The 24,769-nt window shown below is 58.4% G+C and carries 19 protein-coding genes and 1 pseudogene; 11 read left to right on the plus strand and 9 right to left on the minus strand.

The genetic code is table 11. The features are described 5' to 3' along the window. The 3 genes and pseudogenes from AC2FLZ_RS16380 to pepN all read right to left on the minus strand — a co-directional run. Positions 1-409 (minus strand): annotated as a pseudogene (locus AC2FLZ_RS16380) (hypothetical protein); the annotation flags it as partial. A gap of 129 nt (positions 410-538) precedes the next feature. Further along, entirely contained in the window at positions 539-967 is a 429-nt protein-coding gene (locus tag AC2FLZ_RS16385; RefSeq protein WP_480554091.1) for a hypothetical protein, read from the minus strand. Next, positions 964-3,516, minus strand: a complete 2,553-nt coding sequence (pepN, locus tag AC2FLZ_RS16390) for an aminopeptidase N (protein ID WP_496882427.1) — start codon at positions 3,514-3,516, stop codon at positions 964-966. Before pepN ends, AC2FLZ_RS16385 begins: the two co-directional genes overlap by 4 nt. A 207-nt stretch (positions 3,517-3,723) precedes the next feature. Between pepN and AC2FLZ_RS16395 the strand changes: the two genes are divergently transcribed. From AC2FLZ_RS16395 to AC2FLZ_RS16405, 3 genes are all read left to right on the plus strand, one after another. After that, positions 3,724-5,859, plus strand: coding sequence for a malate synthase G (locus AC2FLZ_RS16395; protein ID WP_496812048.1), 2,136 nt, complete (start codon positions 3,724-3,726; stop codon positions 5,857-5,859). Positions 5,860-5,918: 59 nt separating this feature from the next. Then, positions 5,919-6,344 (plus strand): GlcG/HbpS family heme-binding protein, encoded by a 426-nt coding sequence (locus AC2FLZ_RS16400; RefSeq protein WP_480481817.1) that lies wholly within the window; start codon positions 5,919-5,921, stop codon positions 6,342-6,344. A 223-nt stretch (positions 6,345-6,567) separates the two neighbouring features. Continuing rightward, positions 6,568-7,347, plus strand: a complete 780-nt coding sequence (locus AC2FLZ_RS16405; protein ID WP_480516334.1) for a gamma-glutamyl-gamma-aminobutyrate hydrolase family protein — start codon at positions 6,568-6,570, stop codon at positions 7,345-7,347. A gap of 59 nt (positions 7,348-7,406) precedes the next feature. On the opposite strand, the gene AC2FLZ_RS16410 is transcribed toward AC2FLZ_RS16405, so the two are convergent. Together AC2FLZ_RS16410 and AC2FLZ_RS16415 are read right to left on the minus strand one after the other, a co-directional pair. Then, on the minus strand, positions 7,407-9,647 hold the full coding sequence (locus AC2FLZ_RS16410) for a xanthine dehydrogenase family protein molybdopterin-binding subunit (RefSeq protein ID WP_496882428.1): 2,241 nt from the start codon (positions 9,645-9,647) through the stop codon (positions 7,407-7,409). Positions 9,648-9,650: 3 nt separating this feature from the next. Beyond that, positions 9,651-10,115, minus strand: a complete 465-nt coding sequence (locus AC2FLZ_RS16415) for a (2Fe-2S)-binding protein (RefSeq protein ID WP_480516338.1) — start codon at positions 10,113-10,115, stop codon at positions 9,651-9,653. Between the two features lie 99 nt (positions 10,116-10,214). On the opposite strand from AC2FLZ_RS16415, the gene AC2FLZ_RS16420 reads away from it, so the two are divergent. Beyond that, entirely contained in the window at positions 10,215-10,793 is a 579-nt protein-coding gene (locus AC2FLZ_RS16420; RefSeq protein WP_480554095.1) for a TetR/AcrR family transcriptional regulator, read from the plus strand. On the opposite strand, the gene kynU is transcribed toward AC2FLZ_RS16420, so the two are convergent. Next, a complete protein-coding gene (gene kynU, locus AC2FLZ_RS16425; protein WP_480554096.1) occupies positions 10,786-11,979 on the minus strand; it encodes a kynureninase in 1,194 nt (397 codons plus the stop codon). The genes AC2FLZ_RS16420 and kynU overlap by 8 nt on opposite strands. 172 nt (positions 11,980-12,151) lie before the next feature. Between kynU and AC2FLZ_RS16430 the strand changes: the two genes are divergently transcribed. The 6 genes from AC2FLZ_RS16430 (at position 12,152) to AC2FLZ_RS16455 (ending at position 18,873) form a co-directional block, all read left to right on the plus strand. After that, positions 12,152-12,601, plus strand: coding sequence for a methyltransferase family protein (locus AC2FLZ_RS16430; RefSeq protein ID WP_480516344.1), 450 nt, complete (start codon positions 12,152-12,154; stop codon positions 12,599-12,601). Positions 12,602-12,730: 129 nt separating this feature from the next. After that, entirely contained in the window at positions 12,731-14,302 is a 1,572-nt protein-coding gene (locus AC2FLZ_RS16435; protein WP_480516346.1) for a Re/Si-specific NAD(P)(+) transhydrogenase subunit alpha, read from the plus strand. Positions 14,303-14,315: 13 nt separating this feature from the next. Next, on the plus strand, positions 14,316-15,770 hold the full coding sequence (locus AC2FLZ_RS16440) for an NAD(P)(+) transhydrogenase (Re/Si-specific) subunit beta (RefSeq protein ID WP_480476023.1): 1,455 nt from the start codon (positions 14,316-14,318) through the stop codon (positions 15,768-15,770). A 154-nt stretch (positions 15,771-15,924) separates the two neighbouring features. Then, entirely contained in the window at positions 15,925-16,281 is a 357-nt protein-coding gene (locus AC2FLZ_RS16445; protein WP_480516348.1) for a VOC family protein, read from the plus strand. A 109-nt stretch (positions 16,282-16,390) separates the two neighbouring features. Continuing rightward, positions 16,391-17,668 (plus strand): DUF3422 family protein, encoded by a 1,278-nt coding sequence (locus AC2FLZ_RS16450; protein WP_480493829.1) that lies wholly within the window; start codon positions 16,391-16,393, stop codon positions 17,666-17,668. Between the two features lie 107 nt (positions 17,669-17,775). Beyond that, complete coding sequence (locus AC2FLZ_RS16455) at positions 17,776-18,873, plus strand: MFS transporter (RefSeq protein WP_496882429.1); 1,098 nt, start codon at positions 17,776-17,778, stop codon at positions 18,871-18,873. 7 nt (positions 18,874-18,880) lie between these two features. Here AC2FLZ_RS16455 and AC2FLZ_RS16460 read toward each other — a convergent pair whose 3' ends face one another. The 3 genes from AC2FLZ_RS16460 to AC2FLZ_RS16470 all read right to left on the minus strand — a co-directional run bounded on the left by AC2FLZ_RS16460 (position 18,881) and on the right by AC2FLZ_RS16470 (position 22,661). Then, positions 18,881-19,861 carry an ABC transporter permease gene (locus AC2FLZ_RS16460; RefSeq protein WP_480476031.1) on the minus strand — a complete coding sequence of 327 codons (981 nt, stop codon included), beginning with the start codon at positions 19,859-19,861 and terminating at the stop codon, positions 18,881-18,883. Beyond that, complete coding sequence (locus AC2FLZ_RS16465; protein WP_209504480.1) at positions 19,854-20,861, minus strand: ABC transporter permease; 1,008 nt, start codon at positions 20,859-20,861, stop codon at positions 19,854-19,856. The genes AC2FLZ_RS16460 and AC2FLZ_RS16465 overlap by 8 nt, the downstream gene beginning before the upstream one ends. Before the next feature lie 93 nt (positions 20,862-20,954). Beyond that, positions 20,955-22,661 carry a peptide ABC transporter substrate-binding protein gene (locus tag AC2FLZ_RS16470; protein WP_480476033.1) on the minus strand — a complete coding sequence of 569 codons (1,707 nt, stop codon included), beginning with the start codon at positions 22,659-22,661 and terminating at the stop codon, positions 20,955-20,957. A gap of 285 nt (positions 22,662-22,946) precedes the next feature. Between AC2FLZ_RS16470 and AC2FLZ_RS16475 the strand changes: the two genes are divergently transcribed. Then, positions 22,947-24,767 (plus strand): ABC transporter ATP-binding protein, encoded by a 1,821-nt coding sequence (locus AC2FLZ_RS16475; protein WP_480622276.1) that lies wholly within the window; start codon positions 22,947-22,949, stop codon positions 24,765-24,767. Positions 24,768-24,769 lie beyond the last annotated feature (2 nt).

The following is a 24,769-nucleotide window of genomic DNA, read 5'->3' on the forward strand; positions in this document are numbered from 1 at the left end:
CAGACAACTCGCCTTCCAGTTCCGAAATACCACCCAGCAAATCGTAATCAGATATGGCCTTGCCGTCCGACAGCGCATGTTCCGCAGCCAGAATCACGTCAGATCTGGCCCCGAACGCCAAAAGATCGGCAATCGGCATACCATCCGATACGGCGGCACGATCCTGATCCGCTGCACGCATTTCTTCGGACAACTCGGTCCAGCGGTCCTGTCTGGCCAGATAGCGCCCATGTTCGATTGTAGAATGTCCAATCAGATTGTCGCAATTCGATGTCGCCACAGGAATGTTGAGCTGCCCATGTTCAGGCAGGGCAGCGGCCAGCGCAGATTTCGTTGCGCACAGATCTTCTGAGGCGTCCGTGGGATTGGATATGGGCTGGGCAAACAACGCCCTTAACGACCGAAACATGGTAAAACTCAAAACTGTAAAAACACTTAACTGAGTCTGAAGTCTGGCGAGGTATCAGGCTCAATTCAAGTGATTTGCTCAATAAACTTTGTTTTTTGTGTCCAATGCGTCCGTAGATCACGCAGTGTTTCAGAAAACAGTGAAATGATGACGGTTTACGCGAAAACCTGCCTGTTTCAGAATGGCTTCCAGATCCCGATGCGGAGGCAGAGACTCATCTGGCAGCCGGATTCGTTTCCCGGATTTCAGGACGATGGATACGCGAACGGAAAAGTCCCACCGGGTGTCAAATTGGAAATGGTCGATATCCCGCATTGGGATGTCGCCCTTACGATTACCCGTGAACCAGCACACTGCATCCGCGTCCAGCTGCACCCCGGCGCTGGTGTTCTGGATCACGTCCCATAGCGCTGGGAGGGTGGCCAGAGACAGCAGGCCAACAACCCACCAAGCCGCGTCGAACAGGATGACCAGAGCCAGCAGGGTCGCGTAGATGCTTGCCAGAATGACCAGTGTTCGCGTGTTCCGGTTGCGACGGGTAAAGCTGTAGGGTGTCATGCGCCGAGGATGCGGGATACCATTTCCGTCGTGTCGCGCGACAGGTTCGGAGTTTCCGCAATGCGGGACAATTGTGCGCGCATCAGGTCCTGACGCCCGGCGTCGTACCGTTTCCAGGTCTGGAAGGCAGAACACATCCGTGCCGTGGTTTGCGGGTTCACAGGATCAAGGCGGATCAGCCAATCGGCCAGCAGGCTGTACCCGGCACCATCCGGCTGGTGGAACCCTGCGTGGTTCATCGCCAGCGCGCCCATGACAGCGCGGAACCTGTTCGGGTTCTTCCAGTTGAAGTCGGGATGCCAGGTCAATGCCTTCGCTGCTTCCGGTGTCGCCTCTGGTGCGGCCATGGTCACCTGCAAGCCAAACCATTTGTCCATGACCAGCCGGTCATGCTGCCATTGGTCATAGAAGGCGGCCAGCTGCGCCTCGCCCTTGCGGGCGCGCAGCAGGCAGGACAGGGCGGTCAGTTGCAGGGTCATGTTATCCGCTTTGGCATACACAGTGGCCGCCATTGCCCCTCCGTCCAGACGAGAAGTCAGCGCCAGTGCCGCGCTGCCAAGGGCGCGTTTTCCGGATTGCTCGGCATCCGGGCTGTAGGGGCCATCCACCAACGCCTCGCTGTGCAGACGGGGCAGCAGATCCTGCACGTGCTGTGCCGTGGCCTGCCGCAGCGTTTCGACCGCCGACCAGATTGCCATCGGATCTGGCGTGTGACCGCGTTCATGCAAAGCCGCAGCCAGTTCGGATTGCGTCGGCAGCCCAAGCATCAAGGCGCGATAGGCCGGGTCCAGCGTGTCGTCGCGCAGCACGGCCAGCAGCCCGTCAAGGTAATCGGCGTCTGGGGTTGCCTCGTCCAAGATCATCCGCAGCAAGGTGTTTTGCGCCAGCGATCTGCCAGCCTGCCAGCGGTTGAACGGATCTGTGTCATGCGCCAGCAGAAACGCGCGTTCGGCGTTTGAATGATCGTGTTCCAGAATGACCGGTGCCGAGAAATCGCGCAGGATCGAAGCTGTGGGCCTTGTCGCAAGCCCGGTGAACTGAAAGCTCTGCTCGGCCTCTGTCAGTTCCAGCACTTCAGTCGTGCGGACCTCATCCCCGTTTGGCCCCAGCAGGCCAACAGCGACCGGGATCACCTGGGGCAGTTTCTCTGCCTGACCCGGTGTGGGATCGGTGCGCTGTTTCAGTGTCAGGGTATAGGTCCCGTCGGCCCAATCTTCAGATACGGTCAAACGCGGCGTGCCCGATTGGCTGTACCACCGTTTGAACTGGGTCAGGTCGCGGCCTGTGGTGTCTTCGAACACCTTCAGCCAATCCTCGATCGTGCAGGCCTGCCCGTCATGGCGGTCAAAATAGAGGTCCAGCGCCTTTGCATAGGCCTCATCCCCGACCAGCCGTTTCAACATGCCGATCACTTCGGCACCTTTTTCGTAAACGGTGGCCGTGTAGAAATTGTTGATCTCCTGAAAGCTTTCGGGCCGGACCGGGTGCGAGAGCGGGCCGTTATCCTCGGGGAATTGCCGCGCCCGCAGGTCGATGGCGTCGTGTATGCGCTTTACGGGGGCCGAGCGCATGTCGGATGTGAACTGTGCATCGCGGAAGACGGTCAGGCCTTCTTTCAGACACAGCTGGAACCAGTCGCGGCAGGTGATGCGGTTGCCCGTCCAGTTGTGGAAATACTCATGCGCGATGATCGCCTCGATCCGTTCGAAATTGGCATCGGTCGAGGTTTCAGGACTGGCCAGAACAGCCGAAGAGTTAAAGATGTTCAGCCCCTTGTTTTCCATCGCGCCCATGTTGAAGTCATCGACGGCGACGATGTTGAAGACGTCCAGATCGTATTCCCGGCCATAGACATCTTCGTCCCATTTCATGGACTTCTTCAGCGCCTCCATTCCGAAGGCGCATTTGCCCTCATCCCCCTGGCGTACCCACAGGTTCAACGCCACATCCCGGCCTGATCTGGTGGTGAACCGGTCGGGATGGGCCACAAGATCCCCAGCGACAAGCGCAAACAGATAGGCAGGCTTGGGCCACGGGTCGGTCCATTCGGCCCATCCTTCGCCCTTGCCCGAGGGGTTGCCGTTCGACAGCAGAACCGGCAGGTCGCCATTGATACGCACGGTAAAGGTGGACATGACATCGGGGCGATCCGGGTAATACGTGATCTTGCGGAAACCCTCCGCCTCGCACTGGGTGCAATACATGCCGTTCGACATATAAAGCCCCTCCAACGCCGTGTTGTTGCCCGGATCGATCTCAACTTCGGCTTCCCAGATGAACGGAGCGTCGGGGACATCGGCGGTCAGGCCCTTGTCCGTGACGTCAGGCGAAACTTCGGTTCCGTTAATGGAGGCGCGGATCAGGTTCAGATCCTCGCCATGCAGGAAAAAGGTGCGGTCGGAGGCGTCGGGGTTTGGACGAAACGCGATACGCGACGTGACCCGTGTTGCATGTGCCGACAGATCGAAGGTCAGGTGCACGCTGTCCAGCAGATAACCAAATGGAGTGTAGTCTTTCAGGAAGATCGTGGTGGGGGCAGCGTCGCGCATGGGGGCCTCGCATCGGTTCGTGTCTGGCGCGACGTTAGGGGCATCGTTCCAGAGCTGCAACTGGCCCCCGCCATTCCCTTGTTGTTTTTGAAACAGCTTCCGTTCGATCCGAATAACCCTAACGCAAAGTCGAAAGTTGCCTATCGGAAACTTTCGGCCTAAGTCACTTACGCATACAATGGCACACAATCGCAGGAGAGCAGGAAGATGAGTGGCAGACAAACCCTGAGCGGGCTGCAGATCGATCCAATACTGGCAGAGTTTATCGAGACGCGGGCATTGCCGGGTACGGGTGTGTCGGCGCAGGATTTCTGGGCGGGTCTGGCGCGACTGGTGTCTGAACTGGGGCCGAAAAACCGCGCGCTTCTGGCCAAGCGGGCCGAAATACAAGGGCGCATCGATGGCTGGCATATTGCGCGCAAGGGTCAGAGCATTGATCCCACTGACTATCAGGAATTTCTGAAGGAAATCGGCTATCTGGTCGATGAAGGCGCGGATTTCCAGATCGAAACAACGAATGTCGACCCCGAGATCGCTCTGACACCGGGGCCGCAGCTTGTTGTGCCGATCACCAACGCACGCTTTGCGCTGAACGCGGCGAATGCGAGATGGGGCAGCCTGTATGATGCGCTTTATGGCACCGATGCGATAGGCGATCTGCCAACAGGCGGTGGGTATGATGCGGCGCGCGGTGCACGGGTGATTGCATGGGCGAAAGCCTTTCTGGATGACGCTGTACCTCTGGCTGGTGGGTCTTGGGCCGACGTGTCGGGACTGCATGTCGAAGAAGGTGCTCTTTCCCCGGCACTGGCAAACCCCGATCAATTTGTTGGTTTCGGTGGCGCGGCAGACAAGCCGGCTTTTGTGCTTCTGAAAAACAATGGCCTGCATATTCAGATCATAATCGATCCGACTGGAGCCATCGGTGCCTCTGATCCCGCAGGTATAGCAGACGTCCGGCTGGAATCCGCTCTTTCAACGATTATGGACTGCGAGGACTCGGTCGCTTGTGTTGATGCGGCGGATAAGGTCGTTGCCTATGGCAACTGGCTGGGTCTGATGAAGGGTGATCTGACCGAAGACGTCACCAAGGGCGACACCACGTTTACCCGCAAGCTGGCAGAGGATCTGACTTTCACCACACCGACAGGTGAGCAGGCGACCCTGAAAGGCCGGTCGCTGATGCTGGTGCGGAATGTCGGCCACCTGATGACGAACCCGGCCGTTCTGGACGCCGAAGGGCGCGAGATTGGCGAAGGGTTGATGGACGCACTCTGCACCACTCTGATCGCAATGCATGACCTGCAACGGGATGGGGGGAACTCGGTCGAAGGGTCGGTTTATGTTGTGAAGCCCAAGATGCACGGGCCGGAAGAGGTTGCCTTTGCGGTCGAGATTTTCGACATGGTCGAAGACATTCTGGGTCTGCCGCGCAACACCGTAAAGCTGGGGATCATGGATGAGGAGCGCCGCACGTCGGTAAACCTGAAAGAGTGCATTCGCGCCGCGAAATCGCGCGTCGCCTTTATCAACACCGGTTTCCTGGACCGGACGGGGGATGAGATTCATACCTCGATGGAGGCCGGGCCGATGCTGCCCAAGGGCGACATCAAGAACACGCCCTGGATTGCGTCTTATGAAGACCGCAATGTCGATATCGGTTTGGCCTGTGGCCTGAAAGGCAAGGCGCAGATTGGCAAAGGCATGTGGGCGATGCCGGACCGGATGGGCGACATGCTTGAGGCCAAGATCGGTCACCCGCTGGCTGGTGCGACCTGCGCCTGGGTGCCGTCGCCCACAGCTGCGACGCTGCACGCCACACATTACCACAAGGTCAACGTACTGGCCCGTCAGGACGAGATCGCAATGGCGGGTGCCCGAGGAACACTTGACGATTTGCTGACCATTCCCCTGCTGGGGGGGCGCAATCTTGGCGACGCAGAAATCTCGCGCGAGGTCGAGAATAATGCACAAGGCATTCTGGGCTATGTCGTGCGTTGGGTCGATCAGGGCGTGGGATGTTCCAAAGTCCCCGACATCAATGACATCGGGTTGATGGAAGACCGTGCGACCTGCCGAATTTCGTCTCAGGCACTGGCCAACTGGTTGCATCATGGCATTGTCGACGAGGCACAGGTGATGGCTGCGATGCAGAAAATGGCGGCTGTCGTGGATCGCCAGAATGCAAGTGATCCGGGTTATGTCCCGATGGCGCCGGGCTTTAACGGAATCGCTTTTCAGGCGGCTTGTGACCTTGTGTTCAAAGGTCGTGTGCAGCCCTCGGGCTACACCGAGCCGGTCCTGCACGCGCGCCGTCTGGAATTGAAGGCGGCCACAGCGTAAAACGAAGGGGGCGATCCGCCCCCCTTTTCTTCTTTCGACATGCAGACACAGGAATGCACATGGAAGTTTCCCTTCGCAAAGCCCGTACCATTATCCGCAAAGCACTTGAGAAAGGCCGCGAGATGGAGCTGAAGCCACTTTCAGTGGTTGTTCTGGACGCAGGCGGCCACGTCATCGCGTTCGAGCGCGAGGATGATGCCGCACCGGGCCGCTTTGCGATTGCGCATGGCAAGGCATATGGCTCTGTCATGCTGGGTATGGCGGGCACGGCACAGATGCAGCGGGCCGAGGCGCAAGCCTACTTTATGGCGGCGGTAAACGGAGTGTATGGCGGGCAGGTCGTACCAGTTCCGGGCGGGGTCTTGCTGCGGGGGCGAAAAGGGGACGTGATCGGTGCCGTAGGGGTGACCGGCGACACGTCAGAAAACGATGCTGCCGTTGCGATGGCGGGAATTGAGGCCGCCGGGTTGGACGGAGAGATATAGATCCGACCAAAGAGAGCAGCTCCGTCAAAGTAATGACTTGGCGCATGTTCCCAACTTGAAGTTTGGTGCTGGGAAAACGTGCCGGGACTGGACTGAATGTCGGGAGAAAATTTGTGCACCCCTGAACACGTCCCTGCGCTGTCACGCAGGAGGTGTATTCTTGCACGACTGTGAAGCTGCGGTTAGCTTCCTTTCCAAGGGGATGAATAACAAGGAAAGCGGAATGTCTCGACCCGTTGTTGGTATTATCGGCAACTCATACCTCATGAACGATCAATACCCGACCCATGCAGGGGGGACGATGAACTCTGACGCTGTGGCGAACGTATCGGGATGTTTGCCGCTGCTGATCCCCGCCGATCCCCGATATGTATCGGTTGAGGAGTTGCTGGAGGTTTGCGACGGGTTCCTTCTGACCGGCGGCCGCCCCAATGTGCATCCCGAAGAATATGGTGAACCTGCAACCGAGGCGCATGGAGAGTTTGACCGCGCGCGTGACGCAATCACCTTGCCGCTGGTTCGGGCCTGTGTGGACCGGGGTCAGCCGTTTCTGGGTATTTGCCGCGGATTTCAAGAGGTCAACGTGGCCATGGGCGGAACGCTCTATCCGGAAATTCGCGATTTGCCGGGGCGGATGAACCACCGGATGCCGCCCGATGGTACACTTGAGGAAAAATTTGCACTGCGCCATGTTGTGAAACTGACCAAAAATGGTGTGTTCCACGACTTGTTTGGTGCGCAGGAGGTCATGACCAACACGCTGCACGGGCAGGGGATCAAGTGCATCGGACAGCGTGTGGTGATCGATGGGCATGCGCCGGACGGAACGCCCGAGGCAATTTATGTCAAGGATGCGCCCGGTTTCACGCTGTCCGTGCAATGGCATCCCGAATGGGATGCGATCAACGACCCGGTTTCACGCCCCTTGTTCGAAGCCTTCGGCATGGCTGTGCGGGGATGGGCGGCGGGGATTGCCTGTCAGGCAGTTCAGAAATCAGCCTGACTTGGGCACCGGACCGTGCGGGTGCGCGACGGGCCGGTGAAGGGGAAGGTAAATGGCAATCAGACCAGCAGGTTGAACTGATTGACCAGCGGCAGGCTGCGCGCACGTTTGCCGGTCAGATCAAACAGAGCGTTGCCCAGTGCGGGCATCGAGGGGGGCGTGCCGGGCTCACCAGCGCCGCCCATATGGCGATTGGTTTCCAGAACGCGCACCTCGACTTGTGGCGCAGTATGCATACGAAGGGCGTCATAGTCGGGGAAGTTGAACTGCTCGACTTCCCCGCCGGCAAAGGTGATCGCGCCGAAACATGCGGCAGACAGGCCATACATCATGCCGCCAAACATCTGCGCCTTGACGTTTTCCGGGTCCAGCGCCAGCCCCATGTCGCAGGCGATCCAGGCCTTGTGAATGCGGATGGCACCGTCTTCGTCGACAACTTCGATAACCTGAGCCACCGGCGTGCCGAAGCTGTAGGTGAAGGCTACGCCACGGCCTACGCCGTCAGGTGTTTTCCCGGTCCAGTTGGACATTTCCTTGACCGCTTCCAGACATCCGGCAGACGGGGCGTGTTCGGTTCTCATTAGCTCTAGCCGGAAGTCCAGCGGGTCGCGCCCTGCGGCATGGGCCAATTCGTCCATGAAGGTCTCGTGGAAAAAGCCGTTGTGGCTGTTGCCGACCGAACGCCAGAAGCCTACCGGGACAGCCAGATCAGCGACGTGGCCGCTCATCCGGTAGTTTGGCACGGCGTAAGGTTGGTTGAAGAACCCTTCGACCAGCACTTTGTCGGGTCCGCCTCCAGGGAAGCCGGTGTAACGCTCGACCGCCTGTTGCGTGCAGGACTGTGCCGCAACCTTGCCGTCAATGAGAACGGCTTTGCCGTCCTGAACAGCGCCGCGCATCCGGGCGATGGCGCCGGGGCGGAAGTAGTCGTGACGCATGTCTTCTTCGCGGCTCCAGGTTGTCTGGACCGGTATGCCAGGCACGGCCATCGCGACCTTGGTGGCGATTTCCCCAAAATCCAGCTCACCCCGGCGGCCAAACCCACCCCCCAGATAGGTGGTGTGAATCTGAACAGCCTCAGTGTCCAGATTTGCGGTATTCGCAGCGCGAAACCGGATCAGCGTCGGGGCCTGATTGCCGCACCACAGCTCCAGAGCATCGCCGGTATAGAGCGCGGTGGCATTCATCGGCTCCATCGTGGCGTGCGCCAGATAGGGCACTTGGTATTCGGCAGTGATCTCGGTCGCGCCATCCGGCGTCATGCTGACATCGCCATCGTCGCGCATAGTCGAGTTCGGCGCGTCGTCAAACGCCTCGGCAATCTTTGAGAAAATGCCGTCCGTATCAGGTGGATATGGCGCATCGCCCCAGTCGATCTCAACAGCCTCAACCGCCTGGTTGGCCAGCCATGTGTTGTTCGCGATCACGGCAACACCAGTGCCCAGATCAACAACCTTCTCGACCCCGGGCATGGAGATTGCAGCACTGTCTTCAAAGCTGTTCATCGCGCCACCCAGTTTGGGGTTCATGCGCACGGCAGCAAATTTCATACCGGGCAGGCGAACATCGATGCCAAACTCGGCAGTGCCTGTCACTTTGCCCATCATGTCCAGTCGCGGTTGTGTCCGGCCCAGATAACGCCATTGGGACGGGTCTCGCAAAGGTACCTCGACGGGTTCCAGTCCGGACGCTTCCACTGCAAGATCGGTATAAGCGATCTTGTCACCGTTCGGGGCGATGACATGGCCTGAAGCTGTTTTCAGGTCTGAGGGCGCGACCCCCAACCGATCAGCGGCGGCGCGTTTCAGCGTTTCACGGGCCGAAGCGCCGGCTTGCCGCATCCTCTCGAACCCGTCCTTCATCGAGGTTGAGCCGCCTGTGACTTGCAGGCTTAGGGCCTTGCCAAGAACACCCAGTGCTTCACCTAAGTTGTGCTGGAAGTCCGAGATGTCGTAGCCCTTGTTTGGCAGTCCCTCGCCCATCATGGCTGAGTTGTAATAGGCGGTTGCTGCCGGACCGTGCAGGACGGTGATTTGATCCAGATCGACATCCAGTTCTTCGGCGATCAGCGCGGCCCACGTGGTTTTCACGCCCTGTCCCATCTCGGCACGGGGCGCGAACAGGGTGACGCCATTCTGATCGATCAGCACGAAGGGGTTCAGTGTCGCTTCACCTTCTTTCGGTTTCAGCGGGTTGGGGGCAGGGCGGGTGACATAATACGCGCCAAAGGCGACGCCGCCAACAATTGCGGCTGAGCCGATCAGGAACGTACGGCGGAAAATTTTGCCAACAGAAGCCATCTCTTATGCCTCCTTCAACTTGGATGCTGCGTCGTGGATCGCGGCCCGGATGCGAGGGTAGGTGCCACAGCGGCACAGGTTTCCCTGCATCGCCTCATCGATCTCTGCGTCCGTGGGCGCAGGGTTTTGCGCAAGCAGGGCAGCGGCCTGCATGATCTGGCCCGACTGGCAATAGCCACATTGCGCCACCTGATGATCAGCCCAGGACTGCTGGATCGTAGCCAGCGCTTCTGGCGTTCCGACGCCTTCGATTGTGGTCACCTCGCCCCAGACATTCGACAGCGCCACCTGGCATGAGCGTACGGCCTCGCCATCGATATGAACCGTACAGGCCCCGCAAGCGGCGACGCCACAGCCGAACTTGGTGCCGGTCAGGCCAACCTCATCCCTCAGAACCCAAAGCAGGGGGACATCATCCGGCAGGTCGATCTGATGGGGAGTTCCGTTAATCTTCAGGGCCGTCGCCATGGCGCACCTTTTTGTATCTGTGGAAGGTGCTGACATAATGGTTGTAAAGTGTCAGTCTGTCAATTGACAAATTAAACAAAGAATGTCAGAGATTTTCTTATGAAAGATACGAGTGACGAATCCCGGCAGAAAGCGATCCTAGCATCTGCTTTTCAGGCCTTTTCCGCATACGGGTTCCGCAAGACCTCGATGGATGACATTGCGCGCGGTGCAGGGATGTCGCGGCCAGCGGTCTATCTGTATTTCAGGAACAAGGAAGCGATCGTTCGCAAGCTGACCGAACGGCATTACGAGGAAAAGACCGTAGCGGTGGCCGAGGCGTTGAACGGCGAAGGCTCGGTTTCGGACATTGCCAGGAAGGCGATCCATGCCCAGACCGAGGGTATGGCTGCGATTTTGGCGTCGCCGCATGGGCTTGAGATGCTGGACACAACCAAATCCATGGCCATCGATATTGTCGAGCGGGGCGAAGGGGAACTTGCCGCGCTTTATGCCGAATGGCTGAGGCGAGAGCAGGATACTGGCCGCGTTCGCCTGTTCGACACGCCTGAAGAGACGGCGAAAACACTTACGGTCACGCTGAAGGGGATCAAGCTGACTGCGTCAGACGCCGAGGAATTTGAAAGGCGCACCAACCAGTTGGCGGCCCTGATCGGGGCCGGGCTGGAAATCAGGTAACGCGCTGTCGGGATTTGTACTCGGGCGTGTCCCAAAGCTTGTTCTGCATGACATCCGCCAGAATCCCGACTGCACGCTCGACATCACTTTCATCGATATACAGCGGCGTGAAACCAAACCGCATTGTGTCAGGTGCGCGGAAATCTCCGACGACACCACGCGCGATCAGCGCTTGCATCGCGGCGTAGCCTTCCTTGAAGCGGAATGAAACCTGACTGCCACGCTGCTCGGGAACACGCGGGCTGTCCAATTGCAAGTCGGGGCAGGTCGCCTCGACCCGACAGATGAAAAGCTCGGTCAATTCAATGGATTTGGCGCGCACATCCGCCATGTCGGCCATATCCCAGATATCCATGGCCGCCGAAAGTGCGGTCATTTGGATGATCGGAGGTGTTCCAACGCGCATACGCTCAATCCCGCTTCCGGGCCGATAGTCCAGGTCAAAGGCAAAGGGCGCTTCGTGCCCCAGCCAGCCGGACAGGGCCGGGCGCACACTATCTGCCAGTCGGGGCGCAACATAAATGAAAGCGGGCGCACCGGGGCCGCCATTGAGGTATTTATAAGTGCACCCGACTGCGAAATCGGCATTGCACCCTGCAAGGTCAACGGGGATAGCACCTGCGGAATGCGCCAGATCCCAAACCGTCACGACACCATTGGCATGGGCCAGTTCCGTCAGCGCTTTCATGTCGTGCATCCGGCCCGTACGGTAATCCACTTCGGTCAGCATCAGGACCGCGACCTCTTCTGTGATTGCATCTGCGACGCCCTGCGGGTCGACGACGCGCAGTTCGTATGCGCCCCCAAGGGATCGCAGCAGGCCATCGACCATGTACAGGTCTGACGGAAAGTTCCCATTGTCGGAAAGCACAACCTTGCGGGTCGGGTTCAGTTCAAGAGCAGAGGACACGGCCTGATAAACCTTGATCGACAGGGTGTCGCCGGTCACGACGCTGCCCGGCTCGGCACCGATCAGGCGGCCAATTCGATCTCCAAGCCCAGTGGGAAGGCCCATCCAACCGGCCTTGTTCCAGCCGGTGATCAGCATTTGCCCCCATTCCTCGGTCAGCATGTTCTGCACACGAGACGCAGCCGTTTTAGGCAGCGGACCCAACGAGTTGCCGTCCAGATAAATCACGCCCTCGGGCAGGTCGAACATGGCTTTGGTTGCTGCAAAATCGGTCATGAAGGTTCACTCACTTGTGTGGTCGTCTTTTGTTGCATTTGGGGTAGCCGATCCTGACATGTCTGTCTATCGATGCGACATACTGGTCTTTTGCCAATCTGGCCGAAAAACGGTAGGACGTCGGTCAGAAGCGACATATACCCGACACTGTCGTCGCTCATGAGGGATTGGAATGCGCTGGATAGATGTACCGCCGGTTTGGTTGATCGCTTTCGCGGCGCTGGCATGGGCGCAAGCCAGATACATGGCGCTGGGTCTGTCTCTTGAGAGTGGCCTGACCGACCTTCTCAGCGGAGTTCTAATCGGCGGCGGCCTTCTGATGGCCGTTCTAGCCATTGTCGAGTTTCGCCGCCACAAAACAACCGTCATTCCCCATGAGACACCGACCGCGATGGTGCAAACGGGCATCTACAAACGCAGTCGAAACCCGATCTACGTCGGTGACGTTCTGATTCTTGCGGGTTTGATCCTGCGGTTTGACGCCGTGTTGTCACTGGTTTTGGTTCCAGTCTTCGTCTGGGTGCTGGAGCGCCGGTTTATCCTGCCGGAAGAAGACCGCCTGCGCCGGCAGTTCCGCACGGATTTCGCACGCTACGAACGCAAGACGCGGCGTTGGATCTAATGTGGCTGATTTCGTGATGTCACGTAAAAAATGCTGCACTTGCGAAATAATGTTGCGCAGGATACATCTTTGCTTAACAAAGAATACCGACCACCCGCTCGGACAGAGTAAAAATTAGGGGGACTGCCAGTGAAGATAGGCACGCCAAAGGAAATACTGGACGGTGAGAGCCGGGTTGCAATGACGCCCGACTCGGCCGTGCAATTGCAGAAGCTGGGCTATGAGTGCCTGATCGAGAAAGGCGCGGGCGCGGCTGCCGGTTTTTCGGATGCCGCATACGAGGCCGTAGGCGTTGAGGTGGTCAAGACCGCAGCGTCGCTGTGGAAGACCGCGGATATCATTGCCAAGGTTCGGATCCCGACTGAGGCCGAACTGAAACGGTTGACCAAGGGCAAGACCCTGATTTCGTTCTTCAATCCTGCGGGCAACGAAGAAGGAATGGAGCTGGCCAAATCCAAGGGCGCCAACGTGATCGCCATGGAGATGGTGCCACGCATCTCGCGTGCGCAGAAGATGGACGCGCTGTCGTCGATGGCAAATATCGCGGGCTATCGCGCCGTGATCGAGGCAGGCAACAACTTTGGCCGTTTCTTCACCGGTCAGGTGACCGCCGCCGGTAAAGTTCCTCCTGCCAAGGTGCTGATCGTTGGGGCCGGTGTGGCCGGTCTGGCCGCAATCGGGACGTCCACGTCGCTGGGCGCGATCACCTACGCGTTCGACGTGCGCCCTGAAGTGGCCGAACAGGTCGAATCGATGGGGGCGGAGTTCGTCTATCTGGACTTCGAAGAAGAGCAGCAGGATGGCGCGGCCACAGGCGGTTATGCCTCGGTCCAGTCGGAAGAATTCCGCAACGCCCAGCTGGCCAAGTTCCGCGAACTTGCGCCCGAGATGGACATCGTGATCACCACCGCCCTTATCCCCAACCGTCCGGCGCCCAAGCTGTGGCTGGAGGATATGGTCAAGGCGATGAAGCCGGGTTCGGTCATCATCGACCTTGCAGCCGAGCGTGGCGGTAACGTCGAAGGCACTGTGCCGGATGAGAAAGTCGTAACCGATAATGGCGTGACCATAATCGGTTATACAGACTTCCCCAGCCGGATGGCGGCACAATCCTCGTCGCTTTATGCAACCAACATCCGTCACATGATGACTGACCTGACGCCCGAGAAGGACGGTCAGATCAATCACAACATGGAAGATGACGTGATCCGCGGCGCAACCGTGACCCATGCGGGTGAGATTACCTTCCCGCCGCCACCGCCCAAGATTCAGGCGATTGCGGCGCAGAAAAAGCCCGAGGTCAAGGAACTGACCCCGGAAGAGAAAAAGGCGCAGGAGATTGCGGCCTTCAAGGCGCAGACCAAGCAGCAGTTCACCCTTTTGGGTGTTGGTGGCGCGCTGATGCTGCTGGTGGGGCTGGTTGCCCCGGCCAGCTTCATGCAGCATTTCATCGTCTTCGTGCTGGCCATTTTCGTTGGCTTCCAGGTGATCTGGAATGTCTCGCACAGCCTGCACACGCCGCTGATGGCGATCACCAACGCGATCTCGTCGATCATTATCGTTGGGGCGTTGATGCAGATCGGATCGGGGTCGTTCCTGGTCATTCTGCTGGCGGCGCTGTCCGTCTTCATGGCCGGGATCAACATTTTCGGCGGCTTCCTCGTAACCCGGCGCATGCTCGCCATGTTCCAGAAATCTTAAGGAGGCCGGGCACATGGAATTTGGCTTCACCACTGCCGCCTACGTTGTTGCGGCTGTTCTGTTCATCCTTTCCCTTGGCGGGTTGTCGAACCAGGAAAGCGCCAAGCGCGCGGTCTGGTACGGCATCGTCGGCATGGCGCTGGCGGTCTTTGCCACACTGGTTGGCCCCGGTTCTGGCCTGTGGCTGCTGTCGATCCTGCTGATCATTGGCGGCGGTCTGATCGGTCAATACGTGGCGCAGCGCGTCCAGATGACCGAGATGCCGCAGCTGGTGGCCGCGATGCATTCACTCGTCGGTCTGGCCGCTGTGTTTGTGGGTTTCAATGCACATTTTGAAATCGGCAACGTGGCACAGGTCATGGCGATTGCGGATACGGCGAAAGAGGCGGATCTGCATGATCTGGGCACATTTGCCAAACTGATCGCCAAGAAGACACCGGCCGAACTGGCAATCCTGCACGTGGAACTGTTCCTTGGTATCTTTATCGGTGCGATCACCTTTACCGGTTCGGTCGTGGCCTATGGCAAGTTGGCGGGCAAAGTGACCTCGGCGGCGACAAAGCTGCCCGGTGGTCATGCGCTGAACGCGGCGGCAGCGGGCCTCTCGCTGATCTGTCTGATCTGGTACACCGCGTCTGGCGGGCTGTTGCCGCTGATCCTGATGACCCTGGCCGCTCTGTTCATCGGTTATCACCTGATCATGGGCATCGGTGGCGCGGACATGCCAGTGGTTGTGTCGATGCTGAACAGCTATTCGGGCTGGGCCGCGGCGGCGATTGGTTTCTCGCTGGGCAATGACCTGCTGATCGTGGTCGGCGCGCTGGTGGGCTCAAGCGGTGCGATCCTGTCCTACATCATGTGCAAGGCGATGAACCGTCACTTTGTCAGCGTGATCCTGGGCGGCTTTGGTGGCCCGCAGGGTGAACAGATGGCTGTTGAGGGAGAGCAGGTGGCTATTGAGGCTGATGGCGTGGCTGCAGCCTTGAACGATGCCGACAGTGTAATCATCATTCCCGGCTACGGGATGGCGGTTGCGCAGGCACAGCAATCGGTCAGTGAACTGGTCCGTAAGCTGCGCGCCAAAGGTAAAGAGGTGCGTTTCGCGATCCACCCGGTCGCGGGTCGTTTGCCGGGTCACATGAACGTGCTGCTGGCCGAGGCGAAGGTGCCCTATGATATCGTTCTGGAAATGGACGAGATCAATGATGACTTCCCGGACACGGATGTGGCCATCGTTATCGGCTCGAACGACATCGTGAACCCTGCGGCGCAGGAAGATCCCAACAGTCCCATTGCCGGTATGCCAGTTCTGGAATGCTGGAAGGCCAAGCAGGTCTTCGTGTCAAAACGTGGTCAGGGTACAGGGTATTCGGGTATCGAAAACCCGCTGTTCTTCAAGGAAAATACCCGCATGTTCTATGGCGACGCCAAAGCGTCTCTGGACAAGCTGCTGCCGATGATCGAGTGATTAACCGGTTTGATCCATTTGCAAAGGGCGCCTTTGGGCGCCCTTTTCTTTTTTTGTGCTGTTGGGGGCTTTGCCCCCAAACCCCCAGGATATTTATGGCCAGATGAAGCGGGCGGGTTGTGATATACTCGATGCCGTGTGGTAGGAGCGAAACATGCAGAAAGTGAACGGTATAGGGGGCGTATTCTTTCGGGCCAGTGATCCTGAGGCGTTGAGCCGCTGGTACGAAGAACATCTGGGCGTAAACCACTATGATCCGGTGCCCTGGAAGCAGCGCGAAGGGTATACGGTGTTTGCGCCTTTCGCTAAAGACACTGAGTATTTCGGAAACCCGGATCAGCAATGGATGATCAATTTTCGGGTCGATGATCTGGGCGCGATGATACAGCAGCTCGAAGCTGCCGGAATCTCTGTTGAGACCCGCCCAGACTGGGACAGCGAGATCGGAAAGTTCGCTCGGCTTCACGATCCGGAGGGAAATCCGATCGAGCTGTGGCAGCCAAATCAATGAGATAGTCGGTTTGTATACCTTTGTATTCGTGTAAGTATATGAAATAAAATAAGAATTGATGTATCCGAGTTGTGACGTATAGTGCGGACACCGCTATCGGAGCCTCGGAATGACGCCAATCGATGATCACCCGCTGCGCTATGCGCTGGCAAATGAACTTCATGCCCGCCCGTTTCCGGCCGCCGATACGCCGTGCACGGTCGCCTTTCTTGCGATCAAGAAGCCTGAAGCAGCCGTCGCTCGGGACCGCAGTCAGGATATTGCCCATCTGATCGATCTGCTTGACCGACATGGGGCGCAACATCCGCAGCCGGGGGCCACGCATTATGCCGGGCAGATAGGACGCCATTGGCTGAAATGGGAGCAGCACACTGAGTTTGTCACGTATACGGCGATTGTGCCGAACGTCAGCGGCCGTCCCTTCAACCCGGCTGATTTCGAAGTTTTTCCCCCGGATTGGCTGATGGCCAGCCCGGGCCAGAGGATCACCTCGCTGCTGATGCGGGTGGTGCCGCGCCCGGAAGATGCGGCTGTAAAGGTCGCTCTGGCTGATTGGTTCGAACCTGAAAGTCTGGCGGTGTCGCGGGTGTTGGATGCTTCGGCAATTTGCGCCAGTGATTTCCGTATCGACCCGGCTGGTCACATGCGTTTTGCTTTGTTCGTGACCGAAGGCACGGGCACGCGCCGCACAGGGCGTATCATCCAGCGGCTGTGCGAGATCGAGACATACAAGGCGATGTCGATGCTTGGCTTTGCCCGCGTCAAACAATTGGCCCCCCGGATCGAGGAACTGGATGCCCAGCTGGCGAAGCTGATGGTTGAAATGACGGATGACACCACCCCACCAGATGCGCTGTTGCCTCAATTGCTGGCCATATCGACCGAGCTCGAGACCATATCGGCCCGCAGTTCGTTCCGATTCGGTGCGACCGGCGCTTACGAGGCGCTGGTCAATCAGCGGATCGATGTCCTGCGCGAGGAAAGGTTCGAAGGCGGCCAAAGCTTTGCCGATTTCATGATGCGCCGTTATGACCCTGCGATCCGTACCGTGAAATCAACAGAACGCCGCCTGCAGGCGCTGTCTGACCGGGCCATACGTGCGGGTGAGTTGTTGCGCACAAGGGTGGACGTCGAGCGGAGTGCACAAAATCAGGCCCTGTTGGAAAGTATGGATCGTCGGGCCGATCTTGCCTTGCGCTTGCAGCACACGGTTGAGGGCCTTTCTGTGGTGGCCATCAGTTATTACGCGGTCTCACTTGTCGGCTACCTTCTGTATCCGTTGACTGCCGCCGGCATAAGCAAGGGAATGCTGACGGCGGCGGCGACGATCCCGGTTGTAGCGGGCGTATGGTTCGCCGTTCGGCGCATCCGCAAACGCCTGGGTTAAGCTGCAATTGCCAATTTGCGCCCAACCTGTAGAACGGGTGAGGCGGGCAGATAGCACGAGGTTCTCTGTTGATTGGTGTTTTCTCGGCATGGCGGGCAGTTGCGGCCATGTTCATCCTAAACGGGGCTTTGTTCGGAATCTGGGCCTCGCGCATACCAGCCGTGCGCGACAGGTTGGAGCTGTCCCATGATGCGTTGGGGTACGGGTTGTTGTTTATGGCGGCCGGGGCCGTCTGTTCGTTTCCGGTCACAGGGCGGTTGACGGATCGGTATGGCGCAGTTGCGATAACCCGGATTGTGGCCGTTCTGTACACGCTGTCGCTGGTCCTGCTTGCTGTTGCTGGCGGGTTTTGGGCACTGGCGTTATGTTTGTTTGTTTTTGGCGCCTTTCACGGATCGATGGATGTGGCGATGAATGCCTGGGCCGCCGAGGTCGAGCAGGCATATGACAAACCTGTAATGTCGTCATTCCACGCCATGTGGAGCCTTGGGGCCGGTCTTGGCGCGCTCAGCGGGTACGTGGCTGTTCAGATGGGGCTGACGGTTCTGGTGCATTTCCTATTGGCGGGTGGCGCGGTTGTTGCCTTCGCGCTGGCCTTGTCGTGGGTGCGCTGGACGTCGAAACGGTCCGAGCGGTCGCAAAGCTCGGGTTTTGCTTTGCCCTCGGGCGCGCTGATACTGGTCGGATTCGCGGCCATGTGCGGTGCATTGGGTGAAGGCGCCGTCGCAGACTGGAGCGCGATTTTCCTGCGAGACGTTTCCGGGGCGCCCGAAAGTGTTGCCGCATTGGGCTATGCCGTGTTTTCCGTGACGATGGTGGCGTTTCGCCTAGCAGGCGCGATTGTCATTATGCGGTTTGGTCCCGCTGCGACGGCCCGGTTCGGCGGGATCAGCGCGGCGTTGGGCGTTTTCGCTGTGGTTTCTTCGGTCGCGCCTTTGCCCGCATTGGCGGGGTTTGCGCTGATGGGCATAGGGTATGCGGTGATCATGCCGCTGGCGTTCAGCCGTGCAGCCAGCGATCCGCTTGTCCCGCCGGGGCAAGCCATCGCAAGTGTAGCTACGCTGGGATATGGCGGGTTATTGATAGGGCCGCCGCTGATCGGATTTTTGGCGGAACTGTTTGGCCTGCGTCTGGCGTTCGCCGTGCTGTTGCCATTGGCCGTTCTGATCGTGCTGTTGGCCGGCGCGCTGAGGCGCGCCGACTAAACTTGTTTCAGCGTCCGCGAATGCGGGGATCCAGCGCGTCGCGCAGACCGTCACCCAGATAGTTGACGCTCAGCACCGTCAGCGAGATTGCCAGACCGGGCCAGAATACACGCTCGGGGTATTGCTGAAGATAGTCGACACCATCAAACAACAGGCGGCCCCATGTCGGGAAGTCGGGCGGGAATCCCAAACCAAGGAAGGACAGCGCGCTTTCGGTGATGATCGCTGTGGCAATCCCCAGCGTTGCCGACACCATGATTGGCGAAAGAACGTTCGGCAGGATATGCCGCGTGATGATCTGGCTGTTGCTGGTGCCGATGGAGCGCGCGGCGAGAACGAATTCACGTTCCTTGATGGCCAGCACATCACCGCGCACGATCCGCGCAGTCGGCATCCATGAGGTGATGCCGATGGCGCAGACGATCAGGATGAATATCCCGCGCTCCAGCCCAAAAGCCGCTGACAGGGGCTCGCGGAACAGAAGCATCATGACCAGCAGCAAAGGCAGCAGGGGCAGGGCCAGAAACAGGTCGGTCAGGCGCATCAGCGGCCCATCGAGCCGTCTGAAGAATCCTGCCAGAACGCCGATGAACGATCCCAGAAACAGCGCCAGCAACATCGCGGTTATGCCAACCGAGACTGAGGTTTGACCACCCGACATCATGCGCGCAAGAATGTCGCGACCCAATTGATCGGTGCCAAAGGGATGCGCCCAACTGGGGCCCTGATTGCGCGACCGGATATCGATCTGGGTTGGATCGATGCTCCACAGATACGGGCCCAAATAAACACCGGCGACGATGATGATAAACAGGATCGCACCGACCATTGCGCCTTTGTGGGTCTTGAACTGATCCCACACATCGCGCCATTGGCTGCGGGGAGGGGTGGCCAGTTCTTCCATCACGCCGGCCGTTGGCAAGGCTGTCGAGGCAGGTGCAAATCCTTCGTCCGGGACCAGTGTATCGGTACGATCATGATCAGTCATATCGAATCCTCGGGTCCAGAATGCCGTAAAGTACGTCAGCGATCAGGTTGAACAGCACGATCAGTACGGCAAAGATGAAGGTCAGGGTTTGCACCATCGGCAGATCATTGGCCTGAATCGCTCCGATCAGCAGCTGACCGATGCCATTCACTTTGAACACCTGCTCGGTGATGATGGCGCCACCAAAGATGGACGGAATACCCAGCGCAATCACGGTGACCACCGGGATCATCGAGTTTCGCAGAACGTGAACCATGACCACGGTGTATTCGCTGAGACCCTTGGCGCGGGCGGTGCGAACATAATCCTGATTGAGGTTATCCAGCATGGACGCGCGCATGAACCGGCTGAGCTGCGCTGTAATCTGCAAGGCCAGAACCATGACCGGCATGATCATCTGTTTGAGTTGCACAACGAAACTGTCCCAGCTGTTGACCACCAGCGTGGTGTCATAGATCGACGGGAACCAGCCCAGCTGGACCGAGAATATGACGATCACCAGAACACCCGAGAAGAAGGGTGGAACGGAAAAGCCAACCATCGACACGAATGTGCCCATCTGGTCGAACCACGAATACTGGCGGTAGGCCGAATAGATGCCGATGGGCAGCGCGATCAGGATGGCGACCACATAGGCGGTGCCGACAACCCACAGGGTCTGCGGGATACGCTGAACGACGATGTCCATGACCGGTGAGCGGGTCTGCCACGAAATCACACGCAAGTCGCCTTCGGAGAAGGTTGTACCGAATACAGAGTCGACCAATACCTGTGGTTCTATCCAGAAGAACTGCACGATCCATTTCCAGAACCGGATATGCATCGGCTGGCCGAGGCCAAGCGCCTCGCGCATCTTCTCTTTGACTTCCGGGGGAACGGTGAGCGGAACCTGTGCCATCGGGTCGCCAGGGGCAAGCTCGAGCAGCAGGAAGATGACGAGGCTGATGAACAGCAGTGTGGGCACCGCCAACACCAGTCGTCTGATTGTAAAGTTGAGCATTCAAAGGCGCCTTTGTTGATGCGTCTTCTTGTTGGAACGGCCTGCAAATGACCGCGCCCCGAAGATCGGGGCGCGGCTTGGCAGGTTTAACGCTTAGGAGCCGGTTTTGCGGTACCAGTCCGCAACGTTCCAAAGCTCGCTGTCCCAAGTGTTCAGGATCACGCCACCCAACGTGTTGGAATGTGCAGAGACCCGTCCACGATCAACCAGCGGAACCACGACATAGCTGTCCTTGGTCAGCATATCGTTGAGTTTACGTGCAATTTCGCCACGCTTTTCAAGCTCACCGGTGCGGCCCAGTTCGGCCACCAGCTTGTCATACTCGGCGTCACAGTAACGGTTGATGTTCTCACCCTGCCACTGGCTTTCCGGCTTGGGTGCCTTGTCACAGGTGTGCTGCGCAAGATAGCTTTCCGGATCGGTGCCATCGAAGTTGTTGGCGTACATTTCAACGTCTGCATAGAAACGCTGGAATGTGTCCGGGCTGCCCGGGTCACCGCCGAAAAAGACCGACGCGTTGATGTTGCGCAGCTCGGTTTCAACACCGATTTGGCTCCACCATTCCTTGATCAGCGCCTGGAAGTCCTGACGAACAGCGTTGGTCGAGGTTTGATAGACCAGCGACAGTCTTACACCATCCTTGGCGCGGACGCCGTCAGCGCCTTTCACCCAGCCGGCTTCATCCAGCATCTGGTTCGCGCCGTCAATGTCCTGCGTCAGACACTCGGTGTTGTCGCTTGCGTACAATGCCGGGGCCGGTACCAGGTTGCAGGTCGGGCGACCGGCTTGACCGTAGCCAATCTCAACCAGAAGATCACGGTCGATTGCCATCGACAGGGCCTTGCGAACAGCCAGTTCCGATAAGGCTGGGTGCGGATGTTTGGCGGTTGAACGTTCGCCTTCAGGCAGGCTGGGGGACGGATCTGTCATGTTCATTTCGATCCGCTCAACCAGGGTCCCGAATGCCGCGATGGGAGTACCTTTACCACCTTCCTTCATCTGCTCGATGACTTCGGGCGCCAGCTGCAGGTTCCACGCATAGTCGAATTCGCCGGTTTCCATCACAGCACGGCCAGCCGCCGTTGCGTCACCGCCACCTTTGAAGGTCAGCGTGGCAAAAGCGGGCTTGTTTGGGTCACGATAATTCGGGTTGGCCGACATGGTGATCACGTCGTTTGGCTTGAATTCGTCCACAACAAACGGGCCGGTTCCGATCGGGCCAAAGTTCTGGTCTGTACATTCAGGCGCCTTGGAGCCCATGCAGTTCTGAAACTGGGCCATCTGGATAATTGGCGACTGACCACCCATGAACGGGCCATAGGGGTTCGGCTTTGGTTCGGCAAAGTTGACCTTGATGGTCAGATCGTCGATTGCCTCGACGCTTTCGACGCCTTCAAACTTGGCAAGCTGGGCGCAACCACCTTCCGGATGCATGCAATAATCCGCGGTGAACTTTACGTCGGCCGACGTCACGGGCGATCCATCGGACCAGACCAAACCGGATTTCAGCTTCCACGTGATCGATTTCAGATCCGACGAAACACCACCGTTTTCCACGGTCGGGATATCCTCGGCGAGATAGGCTACAAGGTTCCCGTCTTGGTCATAGCGACCGAGCGGTTCAATCACCAACGAAGCCGATTCGATGTCTTTGGTGCCCGAGGACAGGTACGGGTTCAGGATCGACGGAGCCTGCCAGTAAATGATGCTGACATTGCCGTCCGATCCACGCTCAGCAAAGGCCGCAGGGGCCATCGCCGTGCTTGCAATCGCACCAAGCAAAAGGGTTTTGATTTTCATAAGTTACTCCCAAGTTGGACACGTTCGTGTCTCGATTATCTCCGCAAGGCCTGCGGGTTTGGCGTTGCCGCCCCAAGGTAAGGTTTTGATCAACAAAGATAATAGCGCTAACGATTTCAGTCTGCGCCGCCTCCCCAGGTCGGTTACATGGCGTATCGAAACAGAACCTGAGAAAATTGCAAGTAGTGCCGTCGCGAAAATGTGTAATGGGTTTGACTTTTCCCGGCGGCCCGCCTTAGCGTTCGGAATTCAGAAAAAGAATACCGTCGTCAAGGGAGCGCGCGCGTGCTGGATCAGCCTATTGCACAGATTAAAAAACTGCGGGTGGAGTTTCAGACGAAGGATGGCCCCGTTGTCGGTGTTGAGGATGTCTCGTTCGAGATCAAACCGGGTGAAACCGTTTGTATCGTTGGCGAATCGGGCTCGGGGAAATCGGTGTCGTCGCTGTCGCTGATGCGGCTGGTCGAGTTTGGAGGCGGCGAAATCGCGGGTGGTGAACTTCTGTTCGATCGCCGCGATGGGGGCGAAATGGACCTGTCCAAAGCCGATCCGGATCTGATGAAACAGATTCGCGGCAACGAGATCGGGATGATTTTTCAGGAGCCGATGACGGCGCTGAACCCAGTTTTTACCGTTGGTCGCCAGTTGACCGAAGGTCTGCGCATCCACAAGCAGATGTCGAAGTCACAGGCCGAGGACCGTGCGCTTGAGTTGTTGCGCCAGGTTCGTATCCCCGAGCCTGAGCGTCGTTTGAAACAGTACCCGCATGAGCTGTCGGGCGGGATGCGCCAACGTGTCGTCATCGCAATGGCGATGGCCTGCGAACCCCGCTTGCTGATCGCGGATGAACCCACCACGGCGCTAGACGTGACTATTCAGGCCGAGATCCTGGCCCTGATGGATCGCCTCAAGCGCGAAACCGGTACGGCGGTAATGTTCATCACCCATGACATGGCGGTTGTGGCGCAGATGGCTGACCGTGTTGTCGTCATGTATCGCGGCAACAAGGTCGAAGAGGGGACCGTCAGGGAAATCTTTGAAAACCCGCAGCATGATTACACCAAGGCGCTTTTGGCTGCAGTGCCGAAGCTGGGTGAAATGCAGGGTAAGTCGGCGCCCGAACCGATGAAGTTGCTGGGTGTCGAGGGGCAGAAAATTGCACCAATCCCCGGAACCGAAGAAGTTTTGTTGACGGTAAAGAACCTGACCACGCGGTTTCCGGTCAAAGGTGGTCTTCTGCGGCGCACGATCTCGAACGTTCATGCGGTCGAGGATGTGTCATTCACACTGAACAAAGGTCAGACGCTCAGCCTTGTGGGCGAATCCGGGTGCGGCAAGTCCTCGGCCGGGCGTTCGATCCTGCGGCTGGTCGAGCCGATGGCGGGCGAGGTCAATCTGGACGGTGTCGATATCATGAAGCTGGACCCGTCCGGCCTGCGCAAGGCGCGGCTGGACATGCAGATGATCTTTCAGGACCCGTTCGCCTCGCTGAACCCACAGATGCAATTGGTCGATCAGGTTGCCGAGCCGATGCGCAACTATGGCGTGGCGTCGGGATCCGAGTTGCAGGACCGCGTCGCACAATTGTTCGACAAGGTGCAGCTGCCGCGCAGCTTCATGCGTCGTTTCCCGCATGAAATGTCCGGGGGGCAGCGTCAGCGGATCGCGATTGCCCGCGCACTGGCCCTGAACCCCAAACTGATCATCGCGGATGAGGCGGTCTCGGCCCTCGACGTGTCGGTTCAGGCACAGGTTCTGAACTTGATGATGGAACTGCAATCCGATTTGGGACTGTCTTATCTGTTCATCAGCCATGACATGGCCGTGGTTGAACGTGTCAGCCACTATGTCGGCGTTATGTATCTGGGTCGCATCGTGGAACTGGGCCCGCGTGCGCGTGTGTTTGAAAACCCACAACACCCCTATACGCAGGCGTTGATGAAGGCAGTTCCAATTGCTGACCCGAACAAGCGAAAGACTGAAAAAGACCTGAACTTCAAACCGATCCCGTCACCAATCCACCCTGTCGATTTCAAGCCGGAACCCTCTCAATATCAAGAGGTTGAACCGGGTCACTTTATCCTGACCACAGACAGTGGGTACTGACC

The sequence above is a fragment of the Ruegeria sp. YKSF131 genome, from assembly GCF_059612645.1.

Coding starts and splice junctions, on each gene's coding strand:
- AC2FLZ_RS16385 (WP_480554091.1), bottom strand. CDS start 967: ATGACACCCTACAGCTTTACCCGTCGCAACCGGAACACGCGAACACTG.
- pepN (WP_496882427.1), bottom strand. CDS start 3,516: ATGCGCGACGCTGCCCCCACCACGATCTTCCTGAAAGACTACACTCCA.
- AC2FLZ_RS16395 (WP_496812048.1), top strand. CDS start 3,724: ATGAGTGGCAGACAAACCCTGAGCGGGCTGCAGATCGATCCAATACTG.
- AC2FLZ_RS16400 (WP_480481817.1), top strand. CDS start 5,919: ATGGAAGTTTCCCTTCGCAAAGCCCGTACCATTATCCGCAAAGCACTT.
- AC2FLZ_RS16405 (WP_480516334.1), top strand. CDS start 6,568: ATGTCTCGACCCGTTGTTGGTATTATCGGCAACTCATACCTCATGAAC.
- AC2FLZ_RS16410 (WP_496882428.1), bottom strand. CDS start 9,647: ATGGCTTCTGTTGGCAAAATTTTCCGCCGTACGTTCCTGATCGGCTCA.
- AC2FLZ_RS16415 (WP_480516338.1), bottom strand. CDS start 10,115: ATGGCGACGGCCCTGAAGATTAACGGAACTCCCCATCAGATCGACCTG.
- AC2FLZ_RS16420 (WP_480554095.1), top strand. CDS start 10,215: ATGAAAGATACGAGTGACGAATCCCGGCAGAAAGCGATCCTAGCATCT.
- kynU (WP_480554096.1), bottom strand. CDS start 11,979: ATGACCGATTTTGCAGCAACCAAAGCCATGTTCGACCTGCCCGAGGGC.
- AC2FLZ_RS16430 (WP_480516344.1), top strand. CDS start 12,152: ATGCGCTGGATAGATGTACCGCCGGTTTGGTTGATCGCTTTCGCGGCG.
- AC2FLZ_RS16440 (WP_480476023.1), top strand. CDS start 14,316: ATGGAATTTGGCTTCACCACTGCCGCCTACGTTGTTGCGGCTGTTCTG.
- AC2FLZ_RS16445 (WP_480516348.1), top strand. CDS start 15,925: ATGCAGAAAGTGAACGGTATAGGGGGCGTATTCTTTCGGGCCAGTGAT.
- AC2FLZ_RS16450 (WP_480493829.1), top strand. CDS start 16,391: ATGACGCCAATCGATGATCACCCGCTGCGCTATGCGCTGGCAAATGAA.
- AC2FLZ_RS16455 (WP_496882429.1), top strand. CDS start 17,776: ATGTTCATCCTAAACGGGGCTTTGTTCGGAATCTGGGCCTCGCGCATA.
- AC2FLZ_RS16460 (WP_480476031.1), bottom strand. CDS start 19,861: ATGACTGATCATGATCGTACCGATACACTGGTCCCGGACGAAGGATTT.
- AC2FLZ_RS16465 (WP_209504480.1), bottom strand. CDS start 20,861: ATGCTCAACTTTACAATCAGACGACTGGTGTTGGCGGTGCCCACACTG.
- AC2FLZ_RS16470 (WP_480476033.1), bottom strand. CDS start 22,661: ATGAAAATCAAAACCCTTTTGCTTGGTGCGATTGCAAGCACGGCGATG.